Genomic DNA, 23,753 nt, shown 5'->3' with positions numbered 1-23,753 from the left:
CACTCGGTTCAGGATGACAGGTACCCCCTGGCCCGCCGACACCGGATCCCGCGCGAACGCGGCGCAACGGACTCGTGACATGTCGGAAAACAGTGTTTGGGACGCCGCCCGCTGGGGCATGTCCCAATTTGCCCCGGTTTGCACTGTGATGCCACTCACATAACGTCCGCCGGACGAACTACGGCTTGCCACCCCTGCGATCGCTTCGTTACCGTCGCCTGGTCGAAGTAACGATGAGGTCACGAACGGAGGATGGCGATGCGCTCTGGTAACCCGAGTGCCGAGAGCCGAATCCGCCGTCCCGAATCGGCACCCGAAGACTGGAACGCCTGGGAAGCCGCCACGATGGACTTCCGCAACACCGGCCCCGGTCCCGAGCCCACCTACTACTCCGACTCTTTCGGGCACGCAGTCCGCGACAACCGTTTCGCGCAGGACCGTCCCGACGAGAGCACCGACGTCACCGCTCCCGCATCCCGCGGTGGAGCCCATCGACTTCCCACTCCCCCCACCGCCCTCAAGGGTCGCGCCGCGGTCTTCGCGGTCGCCGCAGGCGCCGTGGTCGCCGCGGGTCAGGCCGCAGCCAACGGCGGTCCGGGACAGAACACCGAGCACTCCGAGGTCGCTCTCGCCGCCGGCGAAGCCGATTCTTCGATCATCACGGCCACCGCAGTGCCCCAGGCAGCGCAGTTCGCGCCGAGCGCCGACGCCCAGCCCTCGCAGGCCCCGCAGGTGCTCAACATCGCCGACCCGAACGACCTGTCGCAGTTCTCGAATCTCCTGGCCAAGGGCCAGCGGTTCAGCGAGGAACGCGCTGCGCGCGAGGCCGCGGCCCGTCGCCCCCTCTTCGTCCTCCCCGCCGTGGGATCGTTCACCTCGAACTTCGGCGCCCGCTGGGGCACCCTCCACGCCGGCGTCGACATCGCAGGTCCCATCGGAACCCCGATCCTCGCGGTCGCCGACGGTGAGGTCATCGATTCCGGTCCGGCCTCCGGCTTCGGCATGTGGGTCCGGCTCCTCCACACCGACGGCACCGTCACCGTGTACGGGCACATCGACCAGTCGCTGGTGACCGTGGGTCAGCACGTCATGGCCGGCGACCAGATCGCCACCATGGGCAACCGCGGTTTCTCCACGGGCCCGCACCTGCACTTCGAGGTGCACCTCAACGGCGTCGACAAGATCGACCCCGTCCCGTGGCTCGCCACCCGCGGTATCGCCCTCGGCATCCAGCGCGACTGACCGACCTCGCCGCCGTACGTTCGGCGCTGCGTCCCGTTCCACCCTCTTCCCCGTTTCGGCGCGGACCCGCTCTTTCGTGCGAATCCGCGCCTGCCACAGGCTTTCAGGGCATCACAGCTTGATCATCGGCACACCGCCGACGAGCATCAGCCGCACCTTGCCGGCACTGCCGAAGTCGATCACGACGGTGGCCGTGGGGCCCGAGCCCCGAGTTTCGAGAACCGTTCCGAGACCGTACTTGTCGTGGCTGACGCGGTCGCCGACATCGAGCACCAGCTGGTTGTTGCGTCCGCGCGCCGCACCGAAACTCGGTGTGCCCGACGAACCGCGCCGCTCACCCGCACCGAACCGCGAACCGGTGCCCGAGCCGATCGCCTGCCCGCGCGCGGGTGTGGGCTCGAGACGCCGCCAGTCGATGAGGTGCTGCGGGATCTCTTGCAGGAAGCGGGATTCCGGGTTGGTGAGGGGCTGACCCCAGGACGACCGCAGCACGGCGCGCGTGAGATAGAGACGACGCCGGGCGCGCGTGATGCCGACATACGCGAGTCGCCGCTCCTCGGACAGTTCGGCCGGATCACCCAGGGCACGCATGTGTGGGAACTGGCCGTCCTCCCAACCGGTGACGAAGACGACCGGGAACTCGAGGCCCTTCGCGGTGTGCAACGTCATCAGCGTGACCACACCGGCCTCGTTCTCCGGGATCTGGTCGGCGTCGGCGACGAGCGAGACCTTCTCGAGGAACGCCGCGAGCGATCCCGGTTCGGGATCGCCCTCTTCGCGTTCGTCGTCGACGATCCCGGCAGCGTTGCGGACGTCGGCGCTGAATTCCCTTGCCACGCTGACGAGTTCGTGGAGATTGTCGAGACGGGCGCCGTCCTGCGGGTCGTCGCTCGCCGACAACTCGGCGCTGTATCCGGTACGTTCGAGGATCGCCTCGACGACGTCTCCGATGTCGACCATGTCGTTGCCGTCGGCGTCGCTCGCGACGAGCATCGCCCGCAGATCGTCCATCATCTCGGCGAAACCGGCGATCGCCTTCTGCGCCCGCGTGTTCAGCAGCGCGACCTTGCCGGCTGCGGCGTCGACGAGGGCCTGCCCGAAGCTGACGCCGAGCCGCTCGGCGTGCACCGCCACACACGCCTCGGCGCGATCGCCGATACCGCGACGAGGGGTGTTGAGGATGCGGCGCAGACTCACCGTGTCGTCGGGGTTGTCGAGCACCTTCAGGTACGCGACGATGTCGCGCACCTCCTTGCGCTCGTAGAACCGCACACCGCCGACGACCTTGTAGGGCACACCGTGCCGGATGAAGACGTCCTCGAACGCGCGGGAGGCATTGTTGGTGCGGTAGAACACCGCGATGTCGGAGTAGGTGGTGTCGCCGCCGTCGACGAGCCGATCGATCTCGGCAGCGACGAAGCGCGCCTCGTCGTGCTCGTTGTCGGCGACGTAACCGGTGATGAGTTCGCCCTCGCCCGAATCCGTCCACAGCCGCTTCTCGCGGCGACCCGTGTTCTTGGAGATGACGGAATTGGCCGCCGACAGGATGTTCTGGGTGGAGCGGTAGTTCTGTTCGAGCAGGATCGTGCGGGCCTGCGGATAGTCGCGCTCGAATTCTTCGATGTTGCGGATCGTGGCGCCGCGGAAGGCGTAGATCGACTGGTCGGCGTCGCCCACCACGCACAGTTCGCTCGGGGGGACGGCGGATTCCTCCTCCGGATCGCCCACGAGGGTGCGCACCAGCACGTACTGCGCGTGGTTGGTGTCCTGGTACTCGTCGACCAGCACGTGACGGAACCGGCGTCGGTAGTACTCGGCGACCTGCGGGTGCGCCTGCAGCAACGCCACCGTCTCGCCGATGAGATCGTCGAAGTCGAAGGCGTTCGCCGTGCGCAGGCGCTGCTGGTAGTGCGCGTAGACCCGGGCGACGACGCGGGTGAGTTCGGTGGCCGCCGAATCGGTCTCCGCCTCGTGGGCGGCCTCCTCCGGTCCGATCAGTTCGTTCTTGAGGTTCGAGATCTGTGTGGACAGCAACCGGGCGGAGTACTTCTTGCTGTCGAGTTCGAGATCCTTCGCGATCATCGTGAGCAGACGACGGGAATCGTCGGCGTCGTAGATTGTGAAATTCGAATTCATGCCCTGGAGCAGACCCGCCTGCGCGCGCAGGATCCGGACGCAGCTCGAGTGGAAGGTCGAGACCCACATTGCATTCGCGCGCGGCCCCACCAGGGCCGCCACCCGCTCGCGCATCTCGGCCGCGGCCTTGTTGGTGAAGGTGATGGCGAGCACCTGACCAGGGACGACGCCGCGCTCGGCCAGCAGATAGGCGATGCGACGGGTGAGCACCGCAGTCTTGCCGGAGCCCGCGCCCGCGACGATCAGCAGCGGGGCCCCTTCGTGCGTGACCGCTTCCCGCTGCTGCGGATTGAGCCCTTCGAGAAGAGCATCGGATCCGGGGCGGGAGTTTGCGAGCGCGACGGGAGTGTTCATCGTTTCACCAAACTACCGGACCGTTCGGACAACGGATCCGGACCACACAGTCGATCAAGCCGAGTGGCAGGGCCTGCAGGGTGAGTGGCAAACTGGAGTCCATGTCTTCTGTCCTTTGCACGCTCGGATCGAGTTCCGGTTGTCGCTGTCGATTCCCGACCGCCGGCCCGACCCGATACCGGTAACAGCCGCTCCCATACGGGCGATCCTTCAGAGCAGATGCGAGGAGACGACATGAGCACGCACATCGATTCTTCCCTTTCCGGCGAGCCGGGCCAGGCGAACGCCGGAACACCGGCCGCGGCCGACGACACCGGAGTGCCCACCGAGGCCGAGATCGAGGAGCTCCGCAAGGAGATCGATCGTCTCGACGCCGAGATCCTGGCCGCGGTCAAGCGCCGCACCGAGGTCTCCCGCATGATCGGGCGTACCCGCATGGCGTCCGGCGGTACCCGTCTCGTGCACAGCCGCGAGATGAAGGTCCTCGAGCGGTTCAGCGAGCTGGGCCAGGAAGGCCACACCCTGGCGATGCTGCTGCTCCGCCTCGGGCGTGGCCGCCTGGGTCACTGACGGCGGGCCGTCCGAATCACTGACGGCGGGGCCGTCCGAGTCACCGACGGCGGGCCGTCCCGGCCATCGCTGAGTTCCTCTACTGCAGGGCGATGTACTTGGTCTCGAGGAATTCCTCGATGCCCTCGGTACCGCCCTCGCGTCCCAGCCCGGAATCCTTGATTCCGCCGAACGGGGCCGCGACATCCGAGACGACACCGCGGTTCACGCCGACGATGCCCGTTTCGAGCGCATGCGACACGCGCAGGGCCCGGTCGAGGTCGCGCGTGAAGATGTAGGCGGCGAGCCCGTAGCGGGTGTCGTTCGCCGCCGCGAGCGCTTCCTCCTCGGTGTCGAAGCCGGTGACGGCCGCGACCGGCCCGAACACCTCTTCCTGCAGGATGCGGGCCTGCTTCGGCACGTCGTCGAGGACGGTGGCCGGGTAGAACCATCCCGGTCCGTCCGCGGGTTCACCGCCCAGGCGCACCGAAGCGCCCGCCGACACCGCGTCCTGCACGAGTTCGATCACGGTCTTCTTCTGGTTCTCGTTGACCAGGGGACCCAGCGTCGCGTCGGGGTCCGTTCCCGGCCCGAGCTTGTACGACGCCATGCGTTCGGTGAGCTTGGCGACGAAGGCGTCGCGCACCGAATTGTGGACGTGGAAGCGGTTCGCGGCCGTGCAGGCCTCTCCCCCGTTGCGCAGCTTGGCTGCCACCGCGCCCTCGACCGCGGCGTCGAGATCGGCGTCCTCGAAGACGACGAACGGCGCGTTGCCGCCGAGTTCGAGCGAGGTGCGCAGCAGCGAACGACCGGCCTTCTCGGCGAGCATGCGCCCGACCTCGGTGGAGCCGGTGAAGGTGAGCTTGCGCAGCCGGGGATCTTCGAGGAGCGGACCGGTGACCTCCCCGGCATGCGAGGACGGCAGCACCGACAGGACACCCTTGGGCAGTCCTGCCTCGTCGAAGAGCTGCGCGAGCAGCTGGATCGTGAGGGGTGTCTCGGACGCGGGCTTGACGATGATCGTGCATCCCGCGGCGAGGGCGGGACCGATCTTGCGGGTTCCCATCGCGAGGGGGAAGTTCCACGGCGTGATCGCCAGGCAGGGACCGACCGGTTGTTTCGTCACGAGAACGCGTCCGGTGCCGGCCGGGGCGGGCGTGTAGCGACCGGCGATGCGAACCGCCTCCTCGGAGAACCATCGCAGGAATTCGGCACCGTAGGTCACCTCCGATCGGCTCTCCGGCAGCGCCTTACCCATCTCGAGCGTCATGAGCAGCGCGAAGTCGTCGGCGCGCTCGGTGATCTTCTGCCACACGGCCCGCAGCAGTTCGGCGCGTTCGCGCGGCGGGGTCGCGGCCCATTCCGGACCGGCTGCGACGGCCGCATCGAGGGCCCGTAGGGCATCACCGGGCGCGGCATCGGCGACGCGGGTGAGTTCGTCGCCGGTCGCAGGATCGTGGACTCCGAAGGTGGCTCCGTTCTCGGCCGCCACCCATTCACCGCCGAGGAACAGGTCGGTGGGGACGGACCGAATCAGTTCTGCAGCATCCATATGCCCCATCATGCGCGCCGCGGTCGCTCGCTGCGGGAAACCGAGGGATCCCTTCGTCACACACCGGGGCACACAGTCGCACACCGGGCGCACCGTGTCGGGGCGCACTACTGTCGACGACATGAGCGACGTAACCGCAACGGCACCGTGGAAAGCTCTGGAAGACCATCGCGACCGGCTCGAATCGGTGTCGCTGCGGCAGTTGTTCACCTCCGAACCCGAGAGGGTCTCGGCGTTGACGGTCCCTGCCGGGGATCTGGTCATCGATTTCAGCAAGCAGCGTTTCGACACCCCCGTCCTGCATGCCTTGCTGGAACTCGCCGACACCGCGGGGATCGCCGCGGCTCGGGAGGCGATGTTCTCGGGTGCGCACATCAACGTCACCGAGGACCGCGCGGTGCTGCACACCGCCCTGCGCCTGCCCCGCGATGCGGCACTGATCGTGGACGGGATCGATGTCGTCGCCGACGTCCACGCCGTGCTCGACCGGATGGGCCAGTTCACCGACCGCCTCCGCAGCGGCGACTGGCGCGGCGCCACCGGCGAGAAGATCGCCACGGTGGTCAACATCGGCATCGGCGGCTCCGATCTCGGCCCGGCAATGGTCACCGGCGCACTGCGGCGTTTTCACGACGGGCCGGCGGCGCGGTTCGTCTCCAACGTCGACCCCGCCGATCTGACCGCGGCGCTGGCCGATCTGGACCCGGCCACCACACTGTTCATCGTCGCGTCGAAAACCTTCTCCACCCTCGAAACCCTGTCGAACGCCACCGCCGCGCGCCGCTGGCTCGTCGACACATTGGGCGAAGACGCCGTCGCCCAGCATTTCGTGGCGGTGTCGACGCACACGGAGCGGGTGGTCGAGTTCGGCATCGACCCGGCGAACATGTTCGAATTCTGGGACTGGGTCGGTGGGCGTTATTCGGTGGGTTCGGCGATCGGGCTGGCGGTCATGTGCGCCATCGGCCGGCAGCGGTTCGGCGAGTTCCTCGCCGGCATGCACGCCATCGACGACCACTTCGCCACCGCCGACCCGGCGCAGAACGCACCGCTGTTGGCGGGGTTGATCGGGGTGTGGAATGCGAGCATCCTCGGTTATCGCTCGCGCGCGGTGGTGCCCTATGCGCAGGATCTGGCGCGGTTGCCGGCCTATCTGCAGCAGCTGACGATGGAATCGAACGGCAAGTCCGTGCGCGCCGACGGCACACCGGTCAGCTACCCCACCGGGGAGGTGTTCTGGGGCGAGCCCGGTACCAACGGCCAGCATGCCTTCTTCCAGTTGCTGCACCAGGGCACCGAGATCGTCCCCGTCGACTTCCTCGGCCTGGCCCGTTGCGGCGACGATCTGCCGGCCCGCGACGGGCAGACCAGCATGCAGGTGCTGGTGCTGGCGAACATGTTCGCCCAGGCCAAAGTCCTCGCCTTCGGCCGCGATGCCGACGAGGTGCGTGCCGAAGGCGTCGACGAGGCGGTGGTGGCGCACAAGGTGATGCCCGGCGATCGGCCGTCGACGACGATCCTCGCCCCGGAACTGACCCCGTCGGTGGTCGGGCAGATCATCGCGTTCTACGAGCATCAGACCTTCGTCCAGGGCATCGTGTGGGGGATCGATTCGTTCGATCAGTGGGGTGTCGAGCTCGGCAAGACCCAGGCCACCGCCCTGCAGACGGTGCTCGCCGGCCAGGAGACCCCCGATACCGGAGACGCGTCCACCGACCATCTGATCGAGGTCTACCGCAACCTCCGCGACGGAGCCTGACCGCATCCTGCTCGAGAGATCAAGCAGCCTTCGGATCGGACCAGGCCGTGGTGGTCCGGACCCGTCCGTGCGTATCGACGAGACGCGCCGGCAGGTCGTACTGCTCGAGCCACGACAGGGCTCCGATCCCCCGCTGCAACGCCGTCGCCGCGGCCGCATCGGCCCACACCGCGTCGGGAGCGATGACGCTGACGAGACGCCACCGCTCGGGGTCGGCGACGTCGCTGGTGTGCGACGCCATGGCCGATCCGGCCGGCAGTTCGACCGACCCTCGATCCGGGAGCGGCACCTGCCATCCCCCGGCCGGCGCGTGCCCCGCGGTGGCCATCACGTCGCCGATGCGCACGAGCGCCCCGCATTCGAGCAGGTTCGCGACGAGCGCCGCGGAGTAGTCGACGGTATCGGCCACGGCCGTCGCACCGAGTTCGAGGCTCACCCCGAAGGGAGCGAGCACGACGTCTCCGTCGATCTGCACGTCGCGGTAGGTGGGGATGGGATGGATCGGCGGGATGGCTCCGGCATCGACGGAGGCGTCGTCGGAGTCGACCGGGGTGATGGCCCCGCCCGTCATGCGGGCCGCCCACAGCGCCGACCGCACCATCGAGGCCAGTCGGGGGCTCATCGTGACCGGAGTGCCCTGCGCGAGGTTGACGGAGTGGATCTCGGCGTCGCCCCGGCGGCTGTCGCTCACCGCCTCGGACTCGGCGACGACGCCGCGCACGATCATGCGGGCACGGTGCAGTGCATGCGGCTCGGTCACCGCGAGTGCGATCTGCCGACCCCACTCCCACCATTCGTTGCTGCCGATCATGACGGGCTCCACCCGTAGTCGATTCCTCGCAGGACGTATTCCAGTATGCCCGCGACCTGAGACAGGTGACAGCGCCGCACGATCGGACCCGCGCCGTCAGACCCGGTCGAGGATCGCGGCGGTGTCCACGCCGGTCGGCAGTGTGCCCATCGCGATGCCCCAGTCGTCGTCGAGCCGGCTGCGGCAGAAGGCCTCCGCGACGGCGGGATGCCCGTGCCGGACGAGCTGCGCGCCCTGCAGGACCAGGGCCATGAGCTCCACGACCCGCCGTGCCCGGTACTCGGCGTCCTCGAGGTCGGTGAGTTCCTTGCCGACCCGGGCGATGGCCGAGTCGAGCCGCGGATCGGCTCCTTCCGCGAGCCCGACCTCGGTGGAGAACGCCTCGACGGTGCCGGGCTGCCGGGCCATGGCGCGCAATGCGTCGAGTGCCGCGACGTTGCCGGATCCTTCCCAGATCGACATGAGCGGCGACTCGCGATAGAGCCGCGGCATGCCGGACTCCTCGGCGTAGCCGTTGCCGCCGAGACATTCGAGAGCTTCGGCGGCGACCGCGGGAGCCCGCTTGCACACCCAGTACTTGGTGACGGCCAGCGCGATGCGGCGCAGGGCGGCTTCCTGCTCGTCTCCGGCGGCGCGGTCGGTGGCTCCGGCCAGACGCATCATCATCGTCGTCGCCGCATCGGATTCGACGACGAGATCGGCGAGCACGTTGCGCATGAGCGGCTGGTCGACGAGCACCGCGCCGAACGCCTTCCGATGGCGGGCGTGGTGGACCGCGCGCAGCGTCGCGACCCGCATGTTCACGGCCGAGCCGATGACGCAGTCGAGTCGCGTCATGTTCACCATCTCGATGATGGTGTTGATGCCGCGACCTTCCGGGCCGACGAGCCAGCCGATCGCGTTCTCGTACTCGATCTCGGAGGAGGCGTTCGACTTGTTGCCGAGCTTGTCCTTCAGCCGCTGGATGCGGATCGCGTTGCGGGTGCCGTCGGGCAGGACACGCGGGAGCAGGAAGCACGACGGTCCGTGCTCGGTCTGCGCGAGCGTGAGGAACAGGTCGGACATCGGCGCGGAGGTGAACCACTTGTGCCCGACGATCGTGTACGAACCGTCCGCGTTGGGGGTCGCGGTGGTGGTGTTGGCGCGGACGTCGGAACCACCCTGCTTCTCGGTCATCGACATCCCCGCGATGAGACCGCGTTTCGTGGAGGGTTCGCGCAGCCCGAAGTCGTAGTGCGGCGCGGCCAGCAGCGGCTCGTAGCGCTCGGCGAGTTCGGCGTTGTGGCGCAGCGCCGGGACCGCGGCGTAGGTCATCGAGATCGGGCACATGTGCCCGGCGTCGGTGTGGCCCCACACGTAGAACTTCGCGGCGCGGGCGACGTGCGCGCCGGGACGCGAGTCGCGCCAGGGTGCCGCGTGCAGGCCGTTCTCGACGGCGACGGTCATCAGGTCGTGCCAGTGCGGATGGAACTCGACCTCGTCGACGCGGTGGCCGTAGCGGTCGTGGGTGTGCAGCACGGGCGGGTACTCGTTGGCGAGCCGCCCCCAGGCCTGGGCACGGGCAGTGCCGGCGAGGGCGCCGAGTTCGCGGACCTCGTCCTCGGCCCAGCTCGCTCCTTCGCGGCGCAGTCCTTCGAGGAGGGCGGGGTCGTCGGCGGCCCCGTAGGGCTCGAGGTCCGGTACCTGATTGAACACCTCGTGGGTGGCGGGGAAATTCACGGCTTCACTCCTGGGTCGTTCCGGAAGACAGGTACCCCACCGCGCGCAGTGCGAGCGCGACGAGGTCGGGGACAGTGGATCCGGCCGCGCTGTCGCAATGTCGACCATCGGCCGCGGCGCAATGGCGACCGTCGGCCGCGCCGGGAAGGCGGCCGGTGAGTACCTCACCGACGGCCCCGACGAGCGCGGCGGCGGTGAGTTCGACGTCCTGTTCGGGAAATTCACCGGTTGCGATGCCGTGGCGCACGGCGTTCGCGAAGGCCGCCGCGAAGGCGCGGCGCAGCACGAGCCGTTCGACGTCGACCGCTGCGTCGACCGGTTCGGCGAGCAGCGCGTAGGCGAGGGTGGGATTGCGCAGCGCACGCCGGGAGAAGGTGTCGACCACCGCGGTCACCCGGTCGGCACCGGATCCGGTTGCGGCCGCGGACGTCACGGCCTCGACCTCCCGGCCGCACAGTTCCCGGAAGATCCGCACCATGAGATCGGACTTGTCGACGTAGTGCCGGTAGACGCTGCCGGTGGCGACACCGGCCCGTTCGGCGACCGCCGAGACGGACAGTCCGCTGTATCCGCGCTCGCTGAGCAGAGCCACGGCGGCAGCGGCGATCGCCTCGCGCTGCGCGTCGAGTCGCTCCTGCACTGCGGGTGTCCGCCGGTACGCCACACCAAGGATTGAACCTCGGTTCAGTGCTTCGGTCAACGGTCGGCGCTACGGTCGGGATTGTGAATCGCCTGAGCGTCGTGGACGAGATGTTCCTCCACCGCCACAAAGGAACCGGCCTGCCGTCGGTGATGCAGGGTCTGTGGCGCACCGACGAGACCGTGGACGCGACCCTGTTGCTGTCCCTTCACGACGTGCTGTCCGAAGGCCCGCTCGGGCGTCGCGTGGTCCGTCCCCGGGTTCCCGGCGCACGCCCCCGATTCGAACCGAACACGCACGTCCATCCGCTGCGCTATCCCGCGACCCCCATCCCCGACGACGAGCTCCTCGACTGGGCCGACGAGCACGCGAACGTGGACGTCGATCCCGAGCTCGGTCCCGGCTGGGCCCTCGCCGCGACCCGACTCACGAGCGGCGGCACCGCACTGTCGATCGTGTGCTCGCACGTGCTGACCGACGCGCGCGGATTCGTCCGCGCCGTCGCCGACGCGCTCGCCGACCGGCCGCGACGACCCGACTCCGGTCGCCAGTCCGACCTGCGCGATGCGATGCAGTTGTTCCGGAAGGTCGGCAGCGGGCTGCGCCGCGTGAAGTACACGCCCCGCACGGAGAAACCGTCCGCTCCGCAGACGGTGCGCTCGCGACCGCGCACCGCGCTCGTCGACGTCGACGCGGCGCAGTGGAGGGCCGTCGCCGCCGCGGAGGACGGCAGCCCGAACGCCCTGCTGATCGCCGTGTCCGCCGGTGTCGCTCGACGCGCCCGGATCCCGTTCCCCGTGCGCATCTCCGTTCCGGTCGACGACCGGAAGGACGGAACCGTCTCCAACGGCGTGTCGATGGTGGGGATCACCGTCGACGACGGTGACACCGTCGCGTCGATCCGTGCCCGCGCCGCGCACGCCTACTCGCAGCCGCGGGAGGGCGCGCCGCACAACATGCCGGCCGATATCCTGCAGCTCCTGCCCGACCGGATCGCCGCCCGCGTCGCGCGCGGTGCCGGTGAGCGGGACCTGTTGTGTTCCAACATCGGCGCAGTGCCCCGCGAACTCACCACGCTGGGCCCGTACCGCACCACCGGGATCGCGATGCGCGCCATGCACCCGGGACTCGACACCCGGCCGGCCCGCACCGCGACCCGCCTGTCGGTGTACGCCTGCCACACCGACGAGCGGTACACCCTCGCGTTCGTCGCCCTCGACGAGGACCGCTTCCCCGACGCCGCGACGCTGCGCACCTACGTCCGGGCCGAGCTCGCAGATCGGGGACTCGAGGCCTACTCCTGGTGACCTCGACGGTGGATGCGGCGGCTACCGTGACGCGCCGTCACGTACAGTGCGGAGCATGACGCCCGAGACCCACGTCACATTCGCAGACGGGACCGTCCGCGGCACCCGGCTCGGCGACCTCCTCGCCTGGCGCGGCATCCCCTACGCCGCTCCCCCGGTCGGTCCGCTGCGGTTGCGCGCGCCGCAACCGGTCGAGCCCTGGACGGGGGTGCGCGATGCGACGCAGTTCGGCAATGCCGCCCCGCAGCGTCCGCGCTACGCCGAGACCGGTCGTCGCGGGGTGCGCGTGCGTCCCGACGAGGACTGCCTGACCCTCAACGTGCTCGCCCCCGCCGGTCGGGTCCATGCACCGCGACCGGTCATGGTGTTCATCCACGGCGGCGCCTTCACCCTCGGCACGAGTGCCCTGTCGGTCTACGGCGGCGAGTCGCTGGTCCGACGCGGCGACGTCGTCTACGTGTCGATCAACTACCGCCTCGGAGCGCTCGGCTATCTCGACTTCGGATCCTTCTCCACCGATTCGGTCCGATTCGATTCCAATCTCGGTCTGCGCGACCAGGTGGCGGCGCTCGAATGGGTGCAGCGCAATATCGCGGCCTTCGGCGGGGACCCCGACAACGTGACGATCTTCGGCGAGTCCGCCGGCGGCACCTCGGTGACGACCCTGCTCGCGACACCCGCCGCGCGCGGACTGTTCTCCGCCGCGATCGCACAGAGCCCGGCGCCGAATCTCGTCGTCACCTCCGACCGCTCTGCCGAATGGGGCCGGAAGTTCGTCGAACTGCTCGGTGCCGACCCGGATACCGCGGCGCGGGCGCTGCTCGACGCCTCCCCCGTCGAACTCGGGCGGGTGGGATCGCGACTCGGGGCGCAGGTGCTGCGCGCGACCCCCGGTCTGCATCCCTTCGGTCCGGTCGTCGACGGCGATTTCGTTCCGCTCCAGCCGCTCGAGGCGTACGAGACGGGCGCGGCGCATCCCGTTCCGCTCGTGCTCGGGACGAACGACCGCGAGGGCGCACTGTTCCCGAAGTTCCTCGACGCGCTGCCGACGAACCCGCGGCGGATCGACGCACTGTTCGCCGCGACCGATCCGGAGGCGAAGGATCGCATCACGGCGGTCTACCCGGGATATCCGGACGAGCGTGCCGCGATCGATCTCGGCGGCGATCTCACCTTCTGGTATCCGTCCGTGCAGATCGCGCAGGCGCATTCGCGTTTCGCGCCGACCTTCATGTACCGCTTCGATCTCGCGCCGCGACTGCTGCGGTGGACGGGTTTCGACGCGACGCACGCTGTGGAGTTGCTCGCGGTCTTCGACCAGACCGGCGAACCGCTCGGGCGGGCGCTCACCGCACTCGGTGGGCGACGCGGCCTGCGCACGGTCGCCGGGGTGATGCAGCGCCAGTGGCTGAACGTGGCCCGGCACGGTGAACCACTGCCGTCGTGGCCGCCTTACGACGAGAAGGGCCGCGCGACAGTGATTTTCGACGAGGTCACGCACATCGAGCACGATCCGCGTCGCGAGCGCCGACTCGCGTGGGAGGGCTACCGCGGGTACACCGCTCCGGCACCGGTGCAATGAGCACCGCTACTCGGTGCGTGCAATGAGCACCGCTACTCGGTGCGTGCAATGAGCGCCGCTATTTGGCGACGGTGAGCAGGAAGGCGACGTCCTCGATGGCGCTGACGCTGTGCCGGACCGGCGGGATGATGATCATGTCGCCCGCCGAACCCTTCCACACGTCGTTGCCCGCGACGAGCTGGAGCTGACCCGACAGCACCTGCAGGGTCGCCTCGCCGGGGCTGTCGTGCTCGCCGAGTTCGTGGCCGGCGAGCAACGCGACGACGGTCTGCCGCAGGTGCTTGGTATGCCCACCGAAAACCGTCTGGGAGCTGCGTCCGCTGCTGGACGCCGCTGCGAGTTTGAGCTGCTGCCGTGCCAGGGCGGTCAACGAGAGCTTGTCCATGTACCGCAGTATCGCTCAGATGCCGCCGCGAGAACTCAGCTTCGCGCGTACCGGATCCAGCGGAACCTGATTCCCTTGGTGGACGTCATCCATTCCCCGGGTTCCGCCGCCCACTCGGGCCCGATCGGAGGTGCGGTCGCATCTCCTACGACGTCGAGGTCGACCTCGGTCACGAGCAGCCGAGTCGCGAACGGCATCGCCTGCGCGTAGATCTGGCCCCCGCCCATCACGACGACCTCGTCCTCGCCGGCGAGCGTCAACGCGTCCTCGAGGCTCATCGCGGTCTCGGCGCCCTCGGCCGACCACTCGACGTTGCGGGTGACGACGATGTTCCGGCGTCCCGGCAGCGGCCGGAATCTCACCGGGAGCGAGTCCCAGGTGAGCCGGCCCATGATCACCGGCTTGCCCATCGTGGCGTCCTTGAAGAACGCCATGTCCTCGGGGATGTGCCACGGAATGGTGTTGTCGCGGCCGATCACACCGTCGCGTGCCTGGGCCCAGACGAGGGTGACATCCCCCATCAGACGGCCACCGGCGCCTTGATCGCGGGGTGGTGCCGGTAACCGACGACCTCGACGTCCTCGTAGCGGTAGTCGAAGATCGAGTCGCGTGGGTGCAGCTTCAGCGTCGGGTAGGGATACGGATCGCGGGTGAGCTGCTCGGTGACCTGCTCGATGTGGTTCGAGTAGATGTGGCAGTCGCCGCCGGTCCAGATGAACTCTCCCGGCTCGAGTCCGGTCTGCTGCGCGACCATGTGGGTGAGCAGCGCGTAGCTGGCGATGTTGAACGGCACGCCGAGGAACATGTCGGCGCTGCGCTGGTAGAGCTGGCAGCTGAGCTTGCCGTCGGCCACGTAGAACTGGAAGAAGGCGTGGCACGGCATGAGCGCCATCCTGTCGAGCTCTGCCACGTTCCACGCCGAGACGAGGATGCGCCGCGAGTCGGGATTGTTGCGCAGGGTCTCGATCACCTGGCCGATCTGGTCGATGTGCTGCCCGTCGGGGGTCGGCCACGAGCGCCACTGCACGCCGTAGACCGGGCCGAGATCGCCGTCGGGTGCGGCCCACTCGTCCCAGATCGTCACGCCGTGCTCCTGCAGCCACTTGACGTTGGAGTCGCCGCGCAGGAACCACAGCAGCTCGTAGACGATGGACTTCAGATGCACCTTCTTCGTGGTGATCAACGGGAAGCCCTCGGACAGATCGAAGCGCATCTGGTGGCCGAACAGGCTCCGCGTGCCGGTTCCGGTACGGTCGGCCTTCTCCGCGCCGGTCTCGAGGATCAGGCGCAGCAGGTCTTCGTAGGGCGTCGACACAGTCACGAGCGCAGTCTATCGGTGACGTGATGGTGTCCGTCGCCACCCGCGAACGGCCCGGCGACCGTAGCCTGTTCCCATGCCCGAGCTCCCCGAGGTGGAAGCACTTGCGGTGTTCCTGCGCGAGCACGCGGTCGGCAGCGTCGTCGGACGCATCGACGTCGCGGCGCTGAGCGTGCTGCAGACGGCCGACCCGCCGATTACGGCGCTGCAGGGACGCGACATCACCGGAGCGGCGCGCTTCGGCAAGTTCCTCGCGATCGACTGCTCGGGGCTGCACCTGATCACGCACCTGTCCCGCGGCGGCTGGTTGCGCTGGCTCGACGAACCGTCGCACACTCCCCCGAAACTCGGTCGCGGTCCGCTCGCCCTCCGCGTGCACCTGTTCGCCCCCGACGCGACGACACCGGCCTTCGATCTCACCGAGGCCGGCACGAAGAAGCGCCTCGCGGTCTGGGTCGTCGACGATCCGCAGCAGGTGCCCGGCATCGCCCGCCTCGGCCCCGACGCGCTCGCCTTCACCCGCGACGAGTTCGCCGAGCTCCTGACCGACAGCACCTCACGCCTCAAGACGCTGCTCACCGATCAGAAGGTTCTCGCGGGCATCGGCAACGCCTATTCCGACGAGATCCTGCACGTCGCTCAGCAGTCGCCGTTCGCGACCGCCGGAAAGCTCACCGATGACGAGGTGACGGCCCTGTACGGGGCGATGCGGTCGGTTCTCACCGATGCCGTCACGCGCTCGGTCGGGCAGGACGCGGCGCGCCTCAAGGGCGAGAAACGGTCGGGGCTGCGCGTGCACGGACGCACCGGTGAGCCGTGCCCGGTGTGCGGCGACACCATCCGCGAGGTCTCCTACACCGATCGTTCGTTCCAGTACTGCCCGACCTGTCAGACCGGAGGGAAGGTCCTCGCCGACCGGCGGATGTCCCGCCTGCTGAAGTAGCGTGCGCGCCGTGCAGGCCCGTTCCCGTCTCCGCGAAGAAGTCCGCACCCTCGCACCGGGTTACTTCGCCTTCGTCATGGCCGGCGGCATCGTCTCCACCGGACTCCACCTCCGCGGTTTCCACCTCGGATCAGCTGTGCTGCTGATCGTGTCCGCGATCGGATACGCGACGCTGGTGGCCCTGTCGGTGTGGCGGTTCTTCGCGTTCCGCGACGAAGTCCGCGCCGATCTCGCCGATTCCGGACGGGCGTTCGGCTTCTTCACCTTCGTCGCGGGCAGCAACGTGCTCGGCGTACGCCTGATGATGGACGGTCGGCATTCCACCGCGGCCGTACTGCTCGTGGGCGCGGCGGCGACGTGGCTGGTGCTCGGATATGTCGTCCCGTGGACCGCCGTGCTCGGCACGGCGGAGCGTCCCGTCCTCGCGAAGGCGAACGGAACGTGGTTCATCTGGGTCGTCGCCAGCGAGTCGGTGGCCATCGCCGCGGCCACGCTCCAACCGGTCTACCGCGAACTGGACCGGCTCCTCGCCGCCGTCGCGGTGTTCACCTGGGGTGTGGGGCTCTTCCTGTACGCGGCGGCGGGCATCTTCGTCGCGGCGCGGATGCTGCAGTACCCGTTGCGACCCACCGACCTGACCGCCCCGTACTGGGTGTCGATGGGAGCGTGCTCGATCACCGTCGTGGCGGGTTCACGGATCGTCGAGATGGACGACGCCCCGATGGTCGACGCGACTCGCGGCCTGATCGCGGGCCTCGCCGTCGTCATCTGGGCCTTCGCGACGTGGCTGCTGCCGCCGCTCGTCGCGGCCGGCTGGTGGCGTCACCGCGTCCACCGGGTTCCACTGACCTACGACTCGTCACTGTGGTCGATCGTCTTCCCGCTCGGCATGTACGCGGTCGCGGGGATGTATCTGGGTCGCGCCGACGATCTGCCGCTGGTCGGAGCGATCGGCGCCGCCGAGTTGTGGGTCGCGGTGGCGGCCTGGGCCGTGGTGTTCGCCGCGATGCTGCACCGCATGTGGGTCCGGTTCATGCGGCCGGTCGAGCGCGACCGACGGTGACCGCCCGCGCGCGGGCACGCCCCATCTCGCCGTACCAGCGGACGGCGAGCACGACGGCCAGGGCCACACCGACCGCGTCGCCGCCGTAGTACATCAGCTGGGCACCCGCCTGCAGATCGGACGCGGCGAACATCGTGCCGGGAGGTGACTGCGCGTACAGCGTCTTCGCCAGCACCGCGTGGACCGCGCCGGCCACGAGCAACACCACCGCGAGATGCGGGAGACCGTACCTGCGGCGGAGAGGATCGAGCCGGCAGATCGCGATGGTGAACAGCATCCCGGCGGCGAAGACGTGCAGGTGGACCACGGCCGCGACGAGCGTGTCGTCGTGCATCGCAGCGAACAGCGGCGTCCGGTAGAGCACCCACAGCCCACCCATGTCCAGCACGGCCGCGACCGCCGGCGCCGTGAGCAGTGCGGCCGGCCGCGAATGCAGCACGGTGAGCAGGCCCGTGCGTGCGCCTCCCACCGGGACGGTCCTCAGCAACATGGTCACCGGCCGCCCCAGCACGATCAGCAGGGGCGCGACCATGCCGACGAGCAGATGCCCGGCCATGTGCGCGGTGAACGGCCCACCGGGCAGAGGAACTACCGCCGTGGCAGCGACGGCGCCGGCACCCGCAGCGACACTCGCATCACGCCACCACGGCCACGCGTCGCCACGGCGACGCAGCCGCACGGCCGCCCCGAGGTACAGCGCGACCCCCAGAGCCGCCACCAGCAGGACGACGAGGGCGAGTGCTCCCGGTCCCGTGTGCGTCGGATGATCGTGCACCGACGGCTCCTATCCGTCCGAGAGCCCGGTGGTGCGCACGTTCCGTCGCGCCGACCACCACAGGAATGCACCGGCGACGAGGAGCACGAGAGCCCCTGCGATCCAGGCCAGGTCGTAGGGCCACACGTCGACGTCGTAGCGGATCTGGTGGACGCGGAACACCTTGTGGTTCACCAGTCCGTCGAACAACTGGAACGCGCCCGCTCCCATGAGCAGCGCCGCCCAGAAGTGCCGTACCGCCAGGGCGTGCCTGCGACGCACGTCGGCGAGCAACGCGAATCCCGCTACGAGAACGAGCAACTCGGCCGTGTGCAGCAGACCGTCGGAGGCGAGACCGACCGCGGGTGTGGAGCGGTCGTAGAAATGGTGCCAGCCGAGAATCTGGTGGAAGACGATCTCGTCGATCGCGGCCATGAGCGCCACACCGAGGAGGGCACCGCTGATCGCGGAGTGCCGCACCGAGATTCCGTCGCGGGTGTCTCGGGGTCGTGTCGCTCCGGTCATCGCTCCCTCACCGTGCCGCCCGAAGGACGCTCCTTCACCGTGTCGCCCGAAGGGCTCCGTCCGGGAATGCGGGTTGTTCCGATCCCGCGGCGGGTACCCGAGCGGTCATGCTGAGAAACGCACTGTGGGAAGGGCTGGTCGCCGGTGCGGCCGGCGTGGCCGCCATGACCGTCGGGGAGAAGATCGAGCAGGCCGTCACCGGGCGACCGAACTCCCACGTGCCGGGCCGCGTACTCGCACGGATGACGGGCGCCTCCGAATCGGCCGGGCAGCACTCGACCGCCCTGAACTGGGCGATGCATTTCGGACAGGGCATCGCCATCGGCGTGCTGCGTTCGGTCATGGCCGAGGTGGGCCTGCGGGGGCCGCTCGCCTCGTCGAAGTTCACCGTCGTCCGTCTGACCAACGACCAGATCCTCGAGAATGCGACCGGCGTGGGAGCACCGCCGCAGACGTGGCCCCGTTCCGAACTGGCGATCGACGTCCTCCACAAGAGCGTCTACGGGTTCGTCACCGGTGCCGTCGCCGACGCGCTCGCCGCCCGCCGCGGTCCCGGCCCGGGCGGGCGGCACGCCGCGCTCGTGCCCGGTCGCCACTCCGACATCGGCCCGATCCCCCGCAGCGCGGCCGCCGGCCGGTAGAGGCACGGAGCACAGGCGACCTGCACCGGAGCACGGAGGGCCCAGGAAACGTCGCCGACGCGGCGGTTACCGTATCGGTGTGAGTGTCGAACCGCTGGACACCGGCACCGTGACCGGTCACCTGCATCTTCCCGAGGGCAGCCCGCGGGGTGCCGTCGCGTTGACGCACGGCGCCGGCGGCAACTGCGACGCCCGGATCCTGCAGCTGATGTGTTCCCGGTTCGCCGACGCCGGCTTCCTCGCTCTGCGTTACGACCTGCCGTTCCGCCGTCGCAAACCCAAGGGACCCCCGCAGCCGTCCCGCGCCGCGGAGGACCGTGAGGGTGTGGCCGCCGCGGCCGCGGAGCTGCGCGACCGCGTGTCCGGGCCGCTGTTGCTCGGCGGCGTCTCCTACGGCGGCCGGCAGACGTCGATGCTCGCGGCCGACGAACCCGGCATCGCCGACGCCCTCGTCCTGCTGTCCTATCCCCTCCATTCGCCGGGCAAGCCGGAGAAGCTGCGCACCGAGCACCTGCCGAAGATCTCGGTGCCCACGGTGTTCGTCCACGGCGACCGCGACCCCTTCGGTACCTTCGACGAACTGCGGGAGGCACTCGATCTTCTGCCCGCGGCCACGACCCTCGTCGAGGTCACCGGGGCCGCACACGACCTGAGCCGCGCGAAGACGGATCCCTCGGAATCCGCCGTGTCCGCCGCGCTGCACCTGCTGGAAGAGAAGAACTCATGATCGAACCCACCGACGTCGCCATCGACACGCTGCTCGCCGAGCTCCGCGACCGGCTCGACGACTCCGTCGACGCCCCGACGACCCTGCGCGGACTGCTCGAAGCGGTGCTCGTCGTGGGATCGGGTCTCGAACTCGATTCCATGCTCCAGCGCATCGTCACCGCCGCGACCGCTCTCCTCGACGCCCGCTACGGCGCGCTCGGCGTGCGCGCCGCCGACGGTGGTCTGTCGGAGTTCGTGTACGTCGGGATCAACCCGACACAGCGCGAGGTGATGGGCCATCTGCCCGAGGGCCGGGGCATCCTCGGTCTGCTCATCAACGATCCCCGGCCGGTCCGCCTCGCCGACCTGTCGAAGCATCCCGCCTCCATCGGATTCCCGCCCAACCACCCGCCCATGAAAAGTTTCCTTGGAACTCCGATCATGGTGCGCGGCAAGGTCTTCGGCAGCATCTATCTCACCGAGAAGCTGGGCGCACCCGAGTTCACCGAGGAGGACGAGGTGATCCTCAAGGTCCTCGCGATGTCCGCCGGTGTGGCCGTCGAGAACGCGCGCCTGTTCGAGGGCTCCCTCGCCCGCGAGAGATGGCTCACCGCAATGGCATCCATCAACTCGCGGTTGCTGATGGGTGGGTCGGTGGACGAGACGCTGTCGATGCTCACCGGCCAGGTCCGTGAACTCGCCCGGTGTGCGGGTGCCTATGTGGTGCTCGTCGAGGGTCATCAGGGCCGCCTGCAGGCCGCGTCCCCCGCGATCCCGTGCGGGAAGGACAAGCGTTTCGATCTCACCGGATCGCCTGTGCTCAAAGCACTCAAGAGCCGGCAGCCGATGCACCTCGATACGCTCGAGGGACTGCCGCCGACGGAACAGGGCGACGAGGGCCACGCGGTGGTGCTGCCACTGTCGGCGACGTCGACCGTCACGGGCGTGCTCGTCGCGACCCGCGAGGCCGGTACCGAACCGTGGGACGACGAGGACGTGGCCCGCTTCGAATCCATGGCCAACCTCGCGGCCGTGGCCCTCGAGTTCGCCGAACAGCAACGCAAGAAGCGGTTGCTCGACGTGCTGGCCGATCGTGACCGTATCGCACAGGACCTGCACGACAACGTCATCCAGCGTCTGTTCGCCACCGGCATGAGTCTGCAGAGTGCGACGGCGGAAGGTGCGGGTACCGAACGTGTCGTGGAGGTGATCCGCCACGCGATCGAGCAGCTCGACCGGACGGTGCGCGAGATCCGCACGACCATCTTCGATCTGCACACCACCGGCGCGGCGGCGTCGAACAGTCTGCGCCGGAGACTGCTGGATGTCGTGGGCGACCTGAGCATCCACTCCTCGGTGGCACCCAACGTGCAGTTCGTCGGCCCCATCGACACGTTGGTGCCGATGCGGATCCATCCGCACGCCGAGGCCGTGCTCCGCGAGGGGCTGAGCAACGCGCTGCGCCATTCCCAGTCCGACAACATCTCGGTGTCGGTCTCGGTTCAGGACGACTTCCGGATCGAGATCCTCGACGACGGCACGGGTCTGCCCGACACGCCTCGCCGCAGCGGGCTGGCGAACCTCGAGCGGCGCGCCGTGCAGTGCGGCGGGTCGTGCGAGATCGGCCTGGCCCACCCGCGCGGCACCCGGGTGCTGTGGACGGTCCCGCTCTGACGGAACGGGTCCCGCCCCCGTCGGATCAGGACGTCGGCTTGCCGCGCTCGTTGCGCAGCTCGGTGGCGAGCACCGCAGCCTGCGTGCGGCGCTGCATGCCGAGCTTCGCCAGCAGCCGCGAGACGTAGTTCTTCACGGTCTTCTCCGCAAGGAACAGCCGCTCGGCGATCTCCCGGTTGGTCAGGCCCTCACCGATGAGTTCGAAGACGGCGCGTTCCTGTTCCGACAGCTCGGCAAGCGGATCGGCCGTGCGCGACGCCCGGATCCGCTCCATGAGGGCGGCGGTGGCACGGCTGTCGAGCAGCGAGCCGCCCTCGCCGACGGTGCGGATCGCCGAGACGAGGTCGGTGCCGAGAATCTGCTTGAGCACGAACCCCGAGGCACCCGCCATGATCGCGTCGAAGAGTGCCTCGTCGTCGGCGTAGGAGGTGAGCATCAGGGCGCGCAGACCCGGCATGCGGGTACGCAGCTCGCGGCACAGTTCGACCCCGTTGCCGTCGGGAAGCCGCACGTCGAGCACCGCGACGTCGGCGCCGCTCTCGGGCACGCGGGCCAGGGCCTCCCCCACCGAGGCGGCCTCACCGACGACGGTGAAGTCGGGCACGCTGCTCAGCAGATCCACCAGGCCGCGCCGCACGATCTCGTGATCGTCGACGAGAAACACGCGGGTCATCTCGGACACCTTTCGTTGACATGCTGTTCCGTCATTGTCCCAGGTGTACCGCGATACCCACGTCCTCGGGGCCGTTCGACACCCATCTGGGGACCTTCTCCCCCTGCCCCGCGGGCACCGCTCGGGAGACGCTGGAGAGGCAGAGGTGGACATGTGGGACGAACGAGCCGACGAGGAGGATCTCGTGACTGTCGATGCCGGAACCTGGTCGCTCGGTGACACCGAGATCATTGCGCGTGCGGTGGTGGAGGCACCCTCGGTGCACGACACGCAACCGTGGAATCTGCACCTGCCCGATCACAGCGCCGAACTGGAGGAACGCCTCGAATTCGCGGAACCGGGGCCGGACCCGCTGCGCGTCGACCGGTTGATCTCGTGCGGTGCGGCCCTCGCGAATCTCGAGCTCGCGATCCGGGTCCTCGGCAACCGCTCGCGCACCTCCGTGCTGCCCGATCCGCAACGTCCGGAGCTCATCGCCCGGATCGAGACTCTCGGCTCGGGTACCCCGAGCAGCCGCGACCTGCGGTTGTACGCCGCCATCTCGCACCGGCGCAGCCACCGCGAATCGTTCACCGACATCCCGGTGCCGACGGAGACGCTCGCCGACGTCGTCGCCGCGGCCGGGGCGGTACCCGACGTCGACGTGCGCCTGCTCGCCACCGACGAGGCCGTCGCCCTGGCCCAGGTGCTCGCCTACGCGGCGGAGACCCGCCGGCGTCACCCGCACTACCAGCGGGAGATGTTCTCGTGGACCTCCCACTGGCAGCCGCGCGGCAACGCCGAGGTGGTCACCACCTGGAGCGCGAGCCTCGACGAACACGGCGCGGCCGGCGAGGCCATGGTCACGACGGGGATCCCCGACGTCGATGCGCTGGCTGCGGCGATCGCGCGCGAATCGGTTCTCCTGTTCTCCGCCGCGTCCACATCGCCGGCGGATCTGGTCCGGGTCGGCGCGGCGGTGGAGCGGTGCTGGCTCGCGGCCATCGACGCGCGACTGTCGGCGTCGGTCATGACCCATCCCCTGCGCGTCGAGGACGCGGGCTCGCGCCTGGCCGAGATGCTCGACCTGCCGGTCGTGCCGCTGGTGATCCTGCGCGTGGGTTTCTGACGAGAAGAGAGATCGAGGTGACGATGAGCGCACCGACCGAGGATCCGATCGATGATCCGACCCGCGAGTTGTTCCGCACGGCCCTGGACATGGCGCAGGCCGCCAAGGCCGGCAACGTCTCCGGGTGGCTGTCCGCCCGCTACGAGTGCGGGCGTGTCGAGGATGTCGCGTTCGTGCTCTCGCAGATGCTCGGGGTGCTCATCGAGAACGGCGCGATCAGCCGGGGCGTGCATCCGGCCGACGCATGGAGAGAACTGCGCGAGCGGGGCGTCGACGACTTCGGGTGACGCCCCGCCTCGCTCCCTCGTCC

The 23,753-nt window shown here is 69.2% G+C and carries 23 protein-coding genes; 12 read left to right on the top strand and 11 right to left on the bottom strand.

From position 1 onward, the window contains the following. Nucleotides 1–252: 252 nt before the first annotated feature. Entirely contained in the window at nucleotides 253–1,242 is a 990-nt protein-coding gene (locus C6Y44_RS05590) for a M23 family metallopeptidase (protein ID WP_404817784.1), read from the top strand. Between the two features lie 111 nt (nucleotides 1,243–1,353). On the opposite strand, the gene pcrA is transcribed toward C6Y44_RS05590, so the two are convergent. Beyond that, nucleotides 1,354–3,732 (bottom strand): DNA helicase PcrA, encoded by a 2,379-nt coding sequence (gene pcrA / locus C6Y44_RS05585; RefSeq protein ID WP_120281646.1) that lies wholly within the window; start codon nucleotides 3,730–3,732, stop codon nucleotides 1,354–1,356. Nucleotides 3,733–3,966: 234 nt separating this feature from the next. Between pcrA and C6Y44_RS05580 the strand changes: the two genes are divergently transcribed. Next, nucleotides 3,967–4,302 (top strand): chorismate mutase, encoded by a 336-nt coding sequence (locus tag C6Y44_RS05580; RefSeq protein WP_120281645.1) that lies wholly within the window; start codon nucleotides 3,967–3,969, stop codon nucleotides 4,300–4,302. A gap of 79 nt (nucleotides 4,303–4,381) precedes the next feature. Here the strand turns inward: C6Y44_RS05580 and C6Y44_RS05575 are convergent, their stop codons facing one another. Continuing rightward, nucleotides 4,382–5,833: an NAD-dependent succinate-semialdehyde dehydrogenase gene (locus C6Y44_RS05575; protein WP_026061403.1), complete on the bottom strand. Its 1,452-nt coding sequence runs from the start codon at nucleotides 5,831–5,833 to the stop codon at nucleotides 4,382–4,384. 121 nt (nucleotides 5,834–5,954) lie between these two features. Here C6Y44_RS05575 and pgi point away from each other — a divergent pair, with 121 nt between their 5' ends. After that, the gene (gene pgi / locus C6Y44_RS05570) at nucleotides 5,955–7,592 is read left to right on the top strand and encodes a glucose-6-phosphate isomerase (protein ID WP_159416496.1); all 1,638 of its coding nucleotides are present in this window, start codon (nucleotides 5,955–5,957) and stop codon (nucleotides 7,590–7,592) included. A gap of 19 nt (nucleotides 7,593–7,611) precedes the next feature. Here pgi and C6Y44_RS05565 read toward each other — a convergent pair whose 3' ends face one another. The 3 genes from C6Y44_RS05565 to C6Y44_RS05555 all read right to left on the bottom strand — a co-directional run bounded on the left by C6Y44_RS05565 (nucleotide 7,612) and on the right by C6Y44_RS05555 (nucleotide 10,786). Beyond that, nucleotides 7,612–8,403 carry an FAD:protein FMN transferase gene (locus tag C6Y44_RS05565; protein ID WP_174246926.1) on the bottom strand — a complete coding sequence of 264 codons (792 nt, stop codon included), beginning with the start codon at nucleotides 8,401–8,403 and terminating at the stop codon, nucleotides 7,612–7,614. A 96-nt stretch (nucleotides 8,404–8,499) separates the two neighbouring features. Continuing rightward, nucleotides 8,500–10,122, bottom strand: coding sequence for an acyl-CoA dehydrogenase family protein (locus C6Y44_RS05560; RefSeq protein ID WP_159416497.1), 1,623 nt, complete (start codon nucleotides 10,120–10,122; stop codon nucleotides 8,500–8,502). A 4-nt stretch (nucleotides 10,123–10,126) separates the two neighbouring features. After that, nucleotides 10,127–10,786: a TetR/AcrR family transcriptional regulator gene (locus C6Y44_RS05555; protein ID WP_159416498.1), complete on the bottom strand. Its 660-nt coding sequence runs from the start codon at nucleotides 10,784–10,786 to the stop codon at nucleotides 10,127–10,129. A gap of 59 nt (nucleotides 10,787–10,845) precedes the next feature. On the opposite strand from C6Y44_RS05555, the gene C6Y44_RS05550 reads away from it, so the two are divergent. After that, entirely contained in the window at nucleotides 10,846–12,069 is a 1,224-nt protein-coding gene (locus C6Y44_RS05550; protein WP_159416499.1) for a hypothetical protein, read from the top strand. Nucleotides 12,070–12,124: 55 nt separating this feature from the next. Further along, a complete protein-coding gene (locus tag C6Y44_RS05545) occupies nucleotides 12,125–13,651 on the top strand; it encodes a carboxylesterase/lipase family protein (RefSeq protein WP_159416500.1) in 1,527 nt (508 codons plus the stop codon). 58 nt (nucleotides 13,652–13,709) lie between these two features. On the opposite strand, the gene C6Y44_RS05540 is transcribed toward C6Y44_RS05545, so the two are convergent. Genes C6Y44_RS05540 through C6Y44_RS05530 form a run of 3 tightly spaced genes read right to left on the bottom strand, consistent with a single transcriptional unit; the run spans nucleotide 13,710 to nucleotide 15,357 of the window. Continuing rightward, complete coding sequence (locus C6Y44_RS05540; protein ID WP_059381704.1) at nucleotides 13,710–14,036, bottom strand: cupin domain-containing protein; 327 nt, start codon at nucleotides 14,034–14,036, stop codon at nucleotides 13,710–13,712. A 35-nt stretch (nucleotides 14,037–14,071) separates the two neighbouring features. Continuing rightward, nucleotides 14,072–14,557 carry a dihydrofolate reductase gene (locus C6Y44_RS05535; protein WP_159416501.1) on the bottom strand — a complete coding sequence of 162 codons (486 nt, stop codon included), beginning with the start codon at nucleotides 14,555–14,557 and terminating at the stop codon, nucleotides 14,072–14,074. Then, complete coding sequence (locus C6Y44_RS05530) at nucleotides 14,557–15,357, bottom strand: thymidylate synthase (protein WP_159416502.1); 801 nt, start codon at nucleotides 15,355–15,357, stop codon at nucleotides 14,557–14,559. Before C6Y44_RS05530 ends, C6Y44_RS05535 begins: the two co-directional genes overlap by 1 nt. 73 nt (nucleotides 15,358–15,430) lie before the next feature. Between C6Y44_RS05530 and C6Y44_RS05525 the strand changes: the two genes are divergently transcribed. Continuing rightward, nucleotides 15,431–16,297, top strand: coding sequence for an Fpg/Nei family DNA glycosylase (locus C6Y44_RS05525; RefSeq protein ID WP_159416503.1), 867 nt, complete (start codon nucleotides 15,431–15,433; stop codon nucleotides 16,295–16,297). A gap of 1 nt (nucleotide 16,298) precedes the next feature. After that, nucleotides 16,299–17,360, top strand: a complete 1,062-nt coding sequence (locus C6Y44_RS05520) for a tellurite resistance/C4-dicarboxylate transporter family protein (RefSeq protein WP_174246927.1) — start codon at nucleotides 16,299–16,301, stop codon at nucleotides 17,358–17,360. On the opposite strand, the gene C6Y44_RS05515 is transcribed toward C6Y44_RS05520, so the two are convergent. Both C6Y44_RS05515 and C6Y44_RS05510 read right to left on the bottom strand, forming a co-directional pair. Next, the gene (locus C6Y44_RS05515) at nucleotides 17,329–18,135 is read right to left on the bottom strand and encodes a cytochrome c oxidase assembly protein (protein ID WP_159416505.1); all 807 of its coding nucleotides are present in this window, start codon (nucleotides 18,133–18,135) and stop codon (nucleotides 17,329–17,331) included. The two genes, C6Y44_RS05520 and C6Y44_RS05515, sit on opposite strands and share 32 nt — an antisense overlap. A 9-nt stretch (nucleotides 18,136–18,144) precedes the next feature. Next, entirely contained in the window at nucleotides 18,145–18,639 is a 495-nt protein-coding gene (locus C6Y44_RS05510; protein ID WP_159416506.1) for a DUF2243 domain-containing protein, read from the bottom strand. 107 nt (nucleotides 18,640–18,746) lie between these two features. Here C6Y44_RS05510 and C6Y44_RS05505 point away from each other — a divergent pair, with 107 nt between their 5' ends. The 3 genes from C6Y44_RS05505 to C6Y44_RS05495 all read left to right on the top strand — a co-directional run bounded on the left by C6Y44_RS05505 (nucleotide 18,747) and on the right by C6Y44_RS05495 (nucleotide 21,662). Next, nucleotides 18,747–19,280, top strand: a complete 534-nt coding sequence (locus C6Y44_RS05505; RefSeq protein ID WP_192378723.1) for a hypothetical protein — start codon at nucleotides 18,747–18,749, stop codon at nucleotides 19,278–19,280. Nucleotides 19,281–19,359: 79 nt separating this feature from the next. Beyond that, nucleotides 19,360–20,007 (top strand): alpha/beta hydrolase family protein, encoded by a 648-nt coding sequence (locus tag C6Y44_RS05500; protein WP_159416508.1) that lies wholly within the window; start codon nucleotides 19,360–19,362, stop codon nucleotides 20,005–20,007. Then, nucleotides 20,004–21,662, top strand: coding sequence for a sensor histidine kinase (locus tag C6Y44_RS05495; RefSeq protein WP_159416509.1), 1,659 nt, complete (start codon nucleotides 20,004–20,006; stop codon nucleotides 21,660–21,662). Before C6Y44_RS05500 ends, C6Y44_RS05495 begins: the two co-directional genes overlap by 4 nt. A gap of 25 nt (nucleotides 21,663–21,687) precedes the next feature. On the opposite strand, the gene C6Y44_RS05490 is transcribed toward C6Y44_RS05495, so the two are convergent. Further along, nucleotides 21,688–22,335: a response regulator transcription factor gene (locus C6Y44_RS05490; protein WP_033096942.1), complete on the bottom strand. Its 648-nt coding sequence runs from the start codon at nucleotides 22,333–22,335 to the stop codon at nucleotides 21,688–21,690. A 151-nt stretch (nucleotides 22,336–22,486) separates the two neighbouring features. On the opposite strand from C6Y44_RS05490, the gene C6Y44_RS05485 reads away from it, so the two are divergent. Both C6Y44_RS05485 and C6Y44_RS05480 read left to right on the top strand, forming a co-directional pair. Next, on the top strand, nucleotides 22,487–23,443 hold the full coding sequence (locus C6Y44_RS05485; protein ID WP_174246928.1) for a nitroreductase family protein: 957 nt from the start codon (nucleotides 22,487–22,489) through the stop codon (nucleotides 23,441–23,443). Nucleotides 23,444–23,460: 17 nt separating this feature from the next. After that, the gene (locus tag C6Y44_RS05480) at nucleotides 23,461–23,730 is read left to right on the top strand and encodes a hypothetical protein (protein WP_006551566.1); all 270 of its coding nucleotides are present in this window, start codon (nucleotides 23,461–23,463) and stop codon (nucleotides 23,728–23,730) included. The last annotated feature ends 23 nt before the right edge of the window (nucleotides 23,731–23,753 follow it).

The sequence above is a fragment of the Rhodococcus rhodochrous genome (assembly GCF_014854695.1).
Taxonomy (GTDB): Bacteria; Actinomycetota; Actinomycetes; order Mycobacteriales; family Mycobacteriaceae; genus Rhodococcus.
The sequence above is the reverse complement of the archived record's forward strand: the minus strand, read 5'-3'. Positions and strand labels throughout refer to the sequence as shown.

What these genes read in the sequence shown, in the direction of transcription:
- C6Y44_RS05590 (WP_404817784.1), top strand. Translation starts at nt 253, where the DNA reads ATGGCGATGCGCTCTGGTAACCCGAGTGCCGAGAGCCGAATCCGCCGT.
- pcrA (WP_120281646.1), bottom strand. Translation starts at nt 3,732, where the DNA reads ATGAACACTCCCGTCGCGCTCGCAAACTCCCGCCCCGGATCCGATGCT.
- C6Y44_RS05580 (WP_120281645.1), top strand. Translation starts at nt 3,967, where the DNA reads ATGAGCACGCACATCGATTCTTCCCTTTCCGGCGAGCCGGGCCAGGCG.
- C6Y44_RS05575 (WP_026061403.1), bottom strand. Translation starts at nt 5,833, where the DNA reads ATGGATGCTGCAGAACTGATTCGGTCCGTCCCCACCGACCTGTTCCTC.
- pgi (WP_159416496.1), top strand. Translation starts at nt 5,955, where the DNA reads ATGAGCGACGTAACCGCAACGGCACCGTGGAAAGCTCTGGAAGACCAT.
- C6Y44_RS05565 (WP_174246926.1), bottom strand. Translation starts at nt 8,403, where the DNA reads ATGATCGGCAGCAACGAATGGTGGGAGTGGGGTCGGCAGATCGCACTC.
- C6Y44_RS05545 (WP_159416500.1), top strand. Translation starts at nt 12,125, where the DNA reads ATGACGCCCGAGACCCACGTCACATTCGCAGACGGGACCGTCCGCGGC.
- C6Y44_RS05540 (WP_059381704.1), bottom strand. Translation starts at nt 14,036, where the DNA reads ATGGACAAGCTCTCGTTGACCGCCCTGGCACGGCAGCAGCTCAAACTC.
- C6Y44_RS05535 (WP_159416501.1), bottom strand. Translation starts at nt 14,557, where the DNA reads ATGGGGGATGTCACCCTCGTCTGGGCCCAGGCACGCGACGGTGTGATC.
- C6Y44_RS05525 (WP_159416503.1), top strand. Translation starts at nt 15,431, where the DNA reads ATGCCCGAGCTCCCCGAGGTGGAAGCACTTGCGGTGTTCCTGCGCGAG.
- C6Y44_RS05510 (WP_159416506.1), bottom strand. Translation starts at nt 18,639, where the DNA reads ATGACCGGAGCGACACGACCCCGAGACACCCGCGACGGAATCTCGGTG.
- C6Y44_RS05505 (WP_192378723.1), top strand. Translation starts at nt 18,747, where the DNA reads ATGCTGAGAAACGCACTGTGGGAAGGGCTGGTCGCCGGTGCGGCCGGC.
- C6Y44_RS05495 (WP_159416509.1), top strand. Translation starts at nt 20,004, where the DNA reads ATGATCGAACCCACCGACGTCGCCATCGACACGCTGCTCGCCGAGCTC.
- C6Y44_RS05490 (WP_033096942.1), bottom strand. Translation starts at nt 22,335, where the DNA reads ATGACCCGCGTGTTTCTCGTCGACGATCACGAGATCGTGCGGCGCGGC.
- C6Y44_RS05485 (WP_174246928.1), top strand. Translation starts at nt 22,487, where the DNA reads ATGTGGGACGAACGAGCCGACGAGGAGGATCTCGTGACTGTCGATGCC.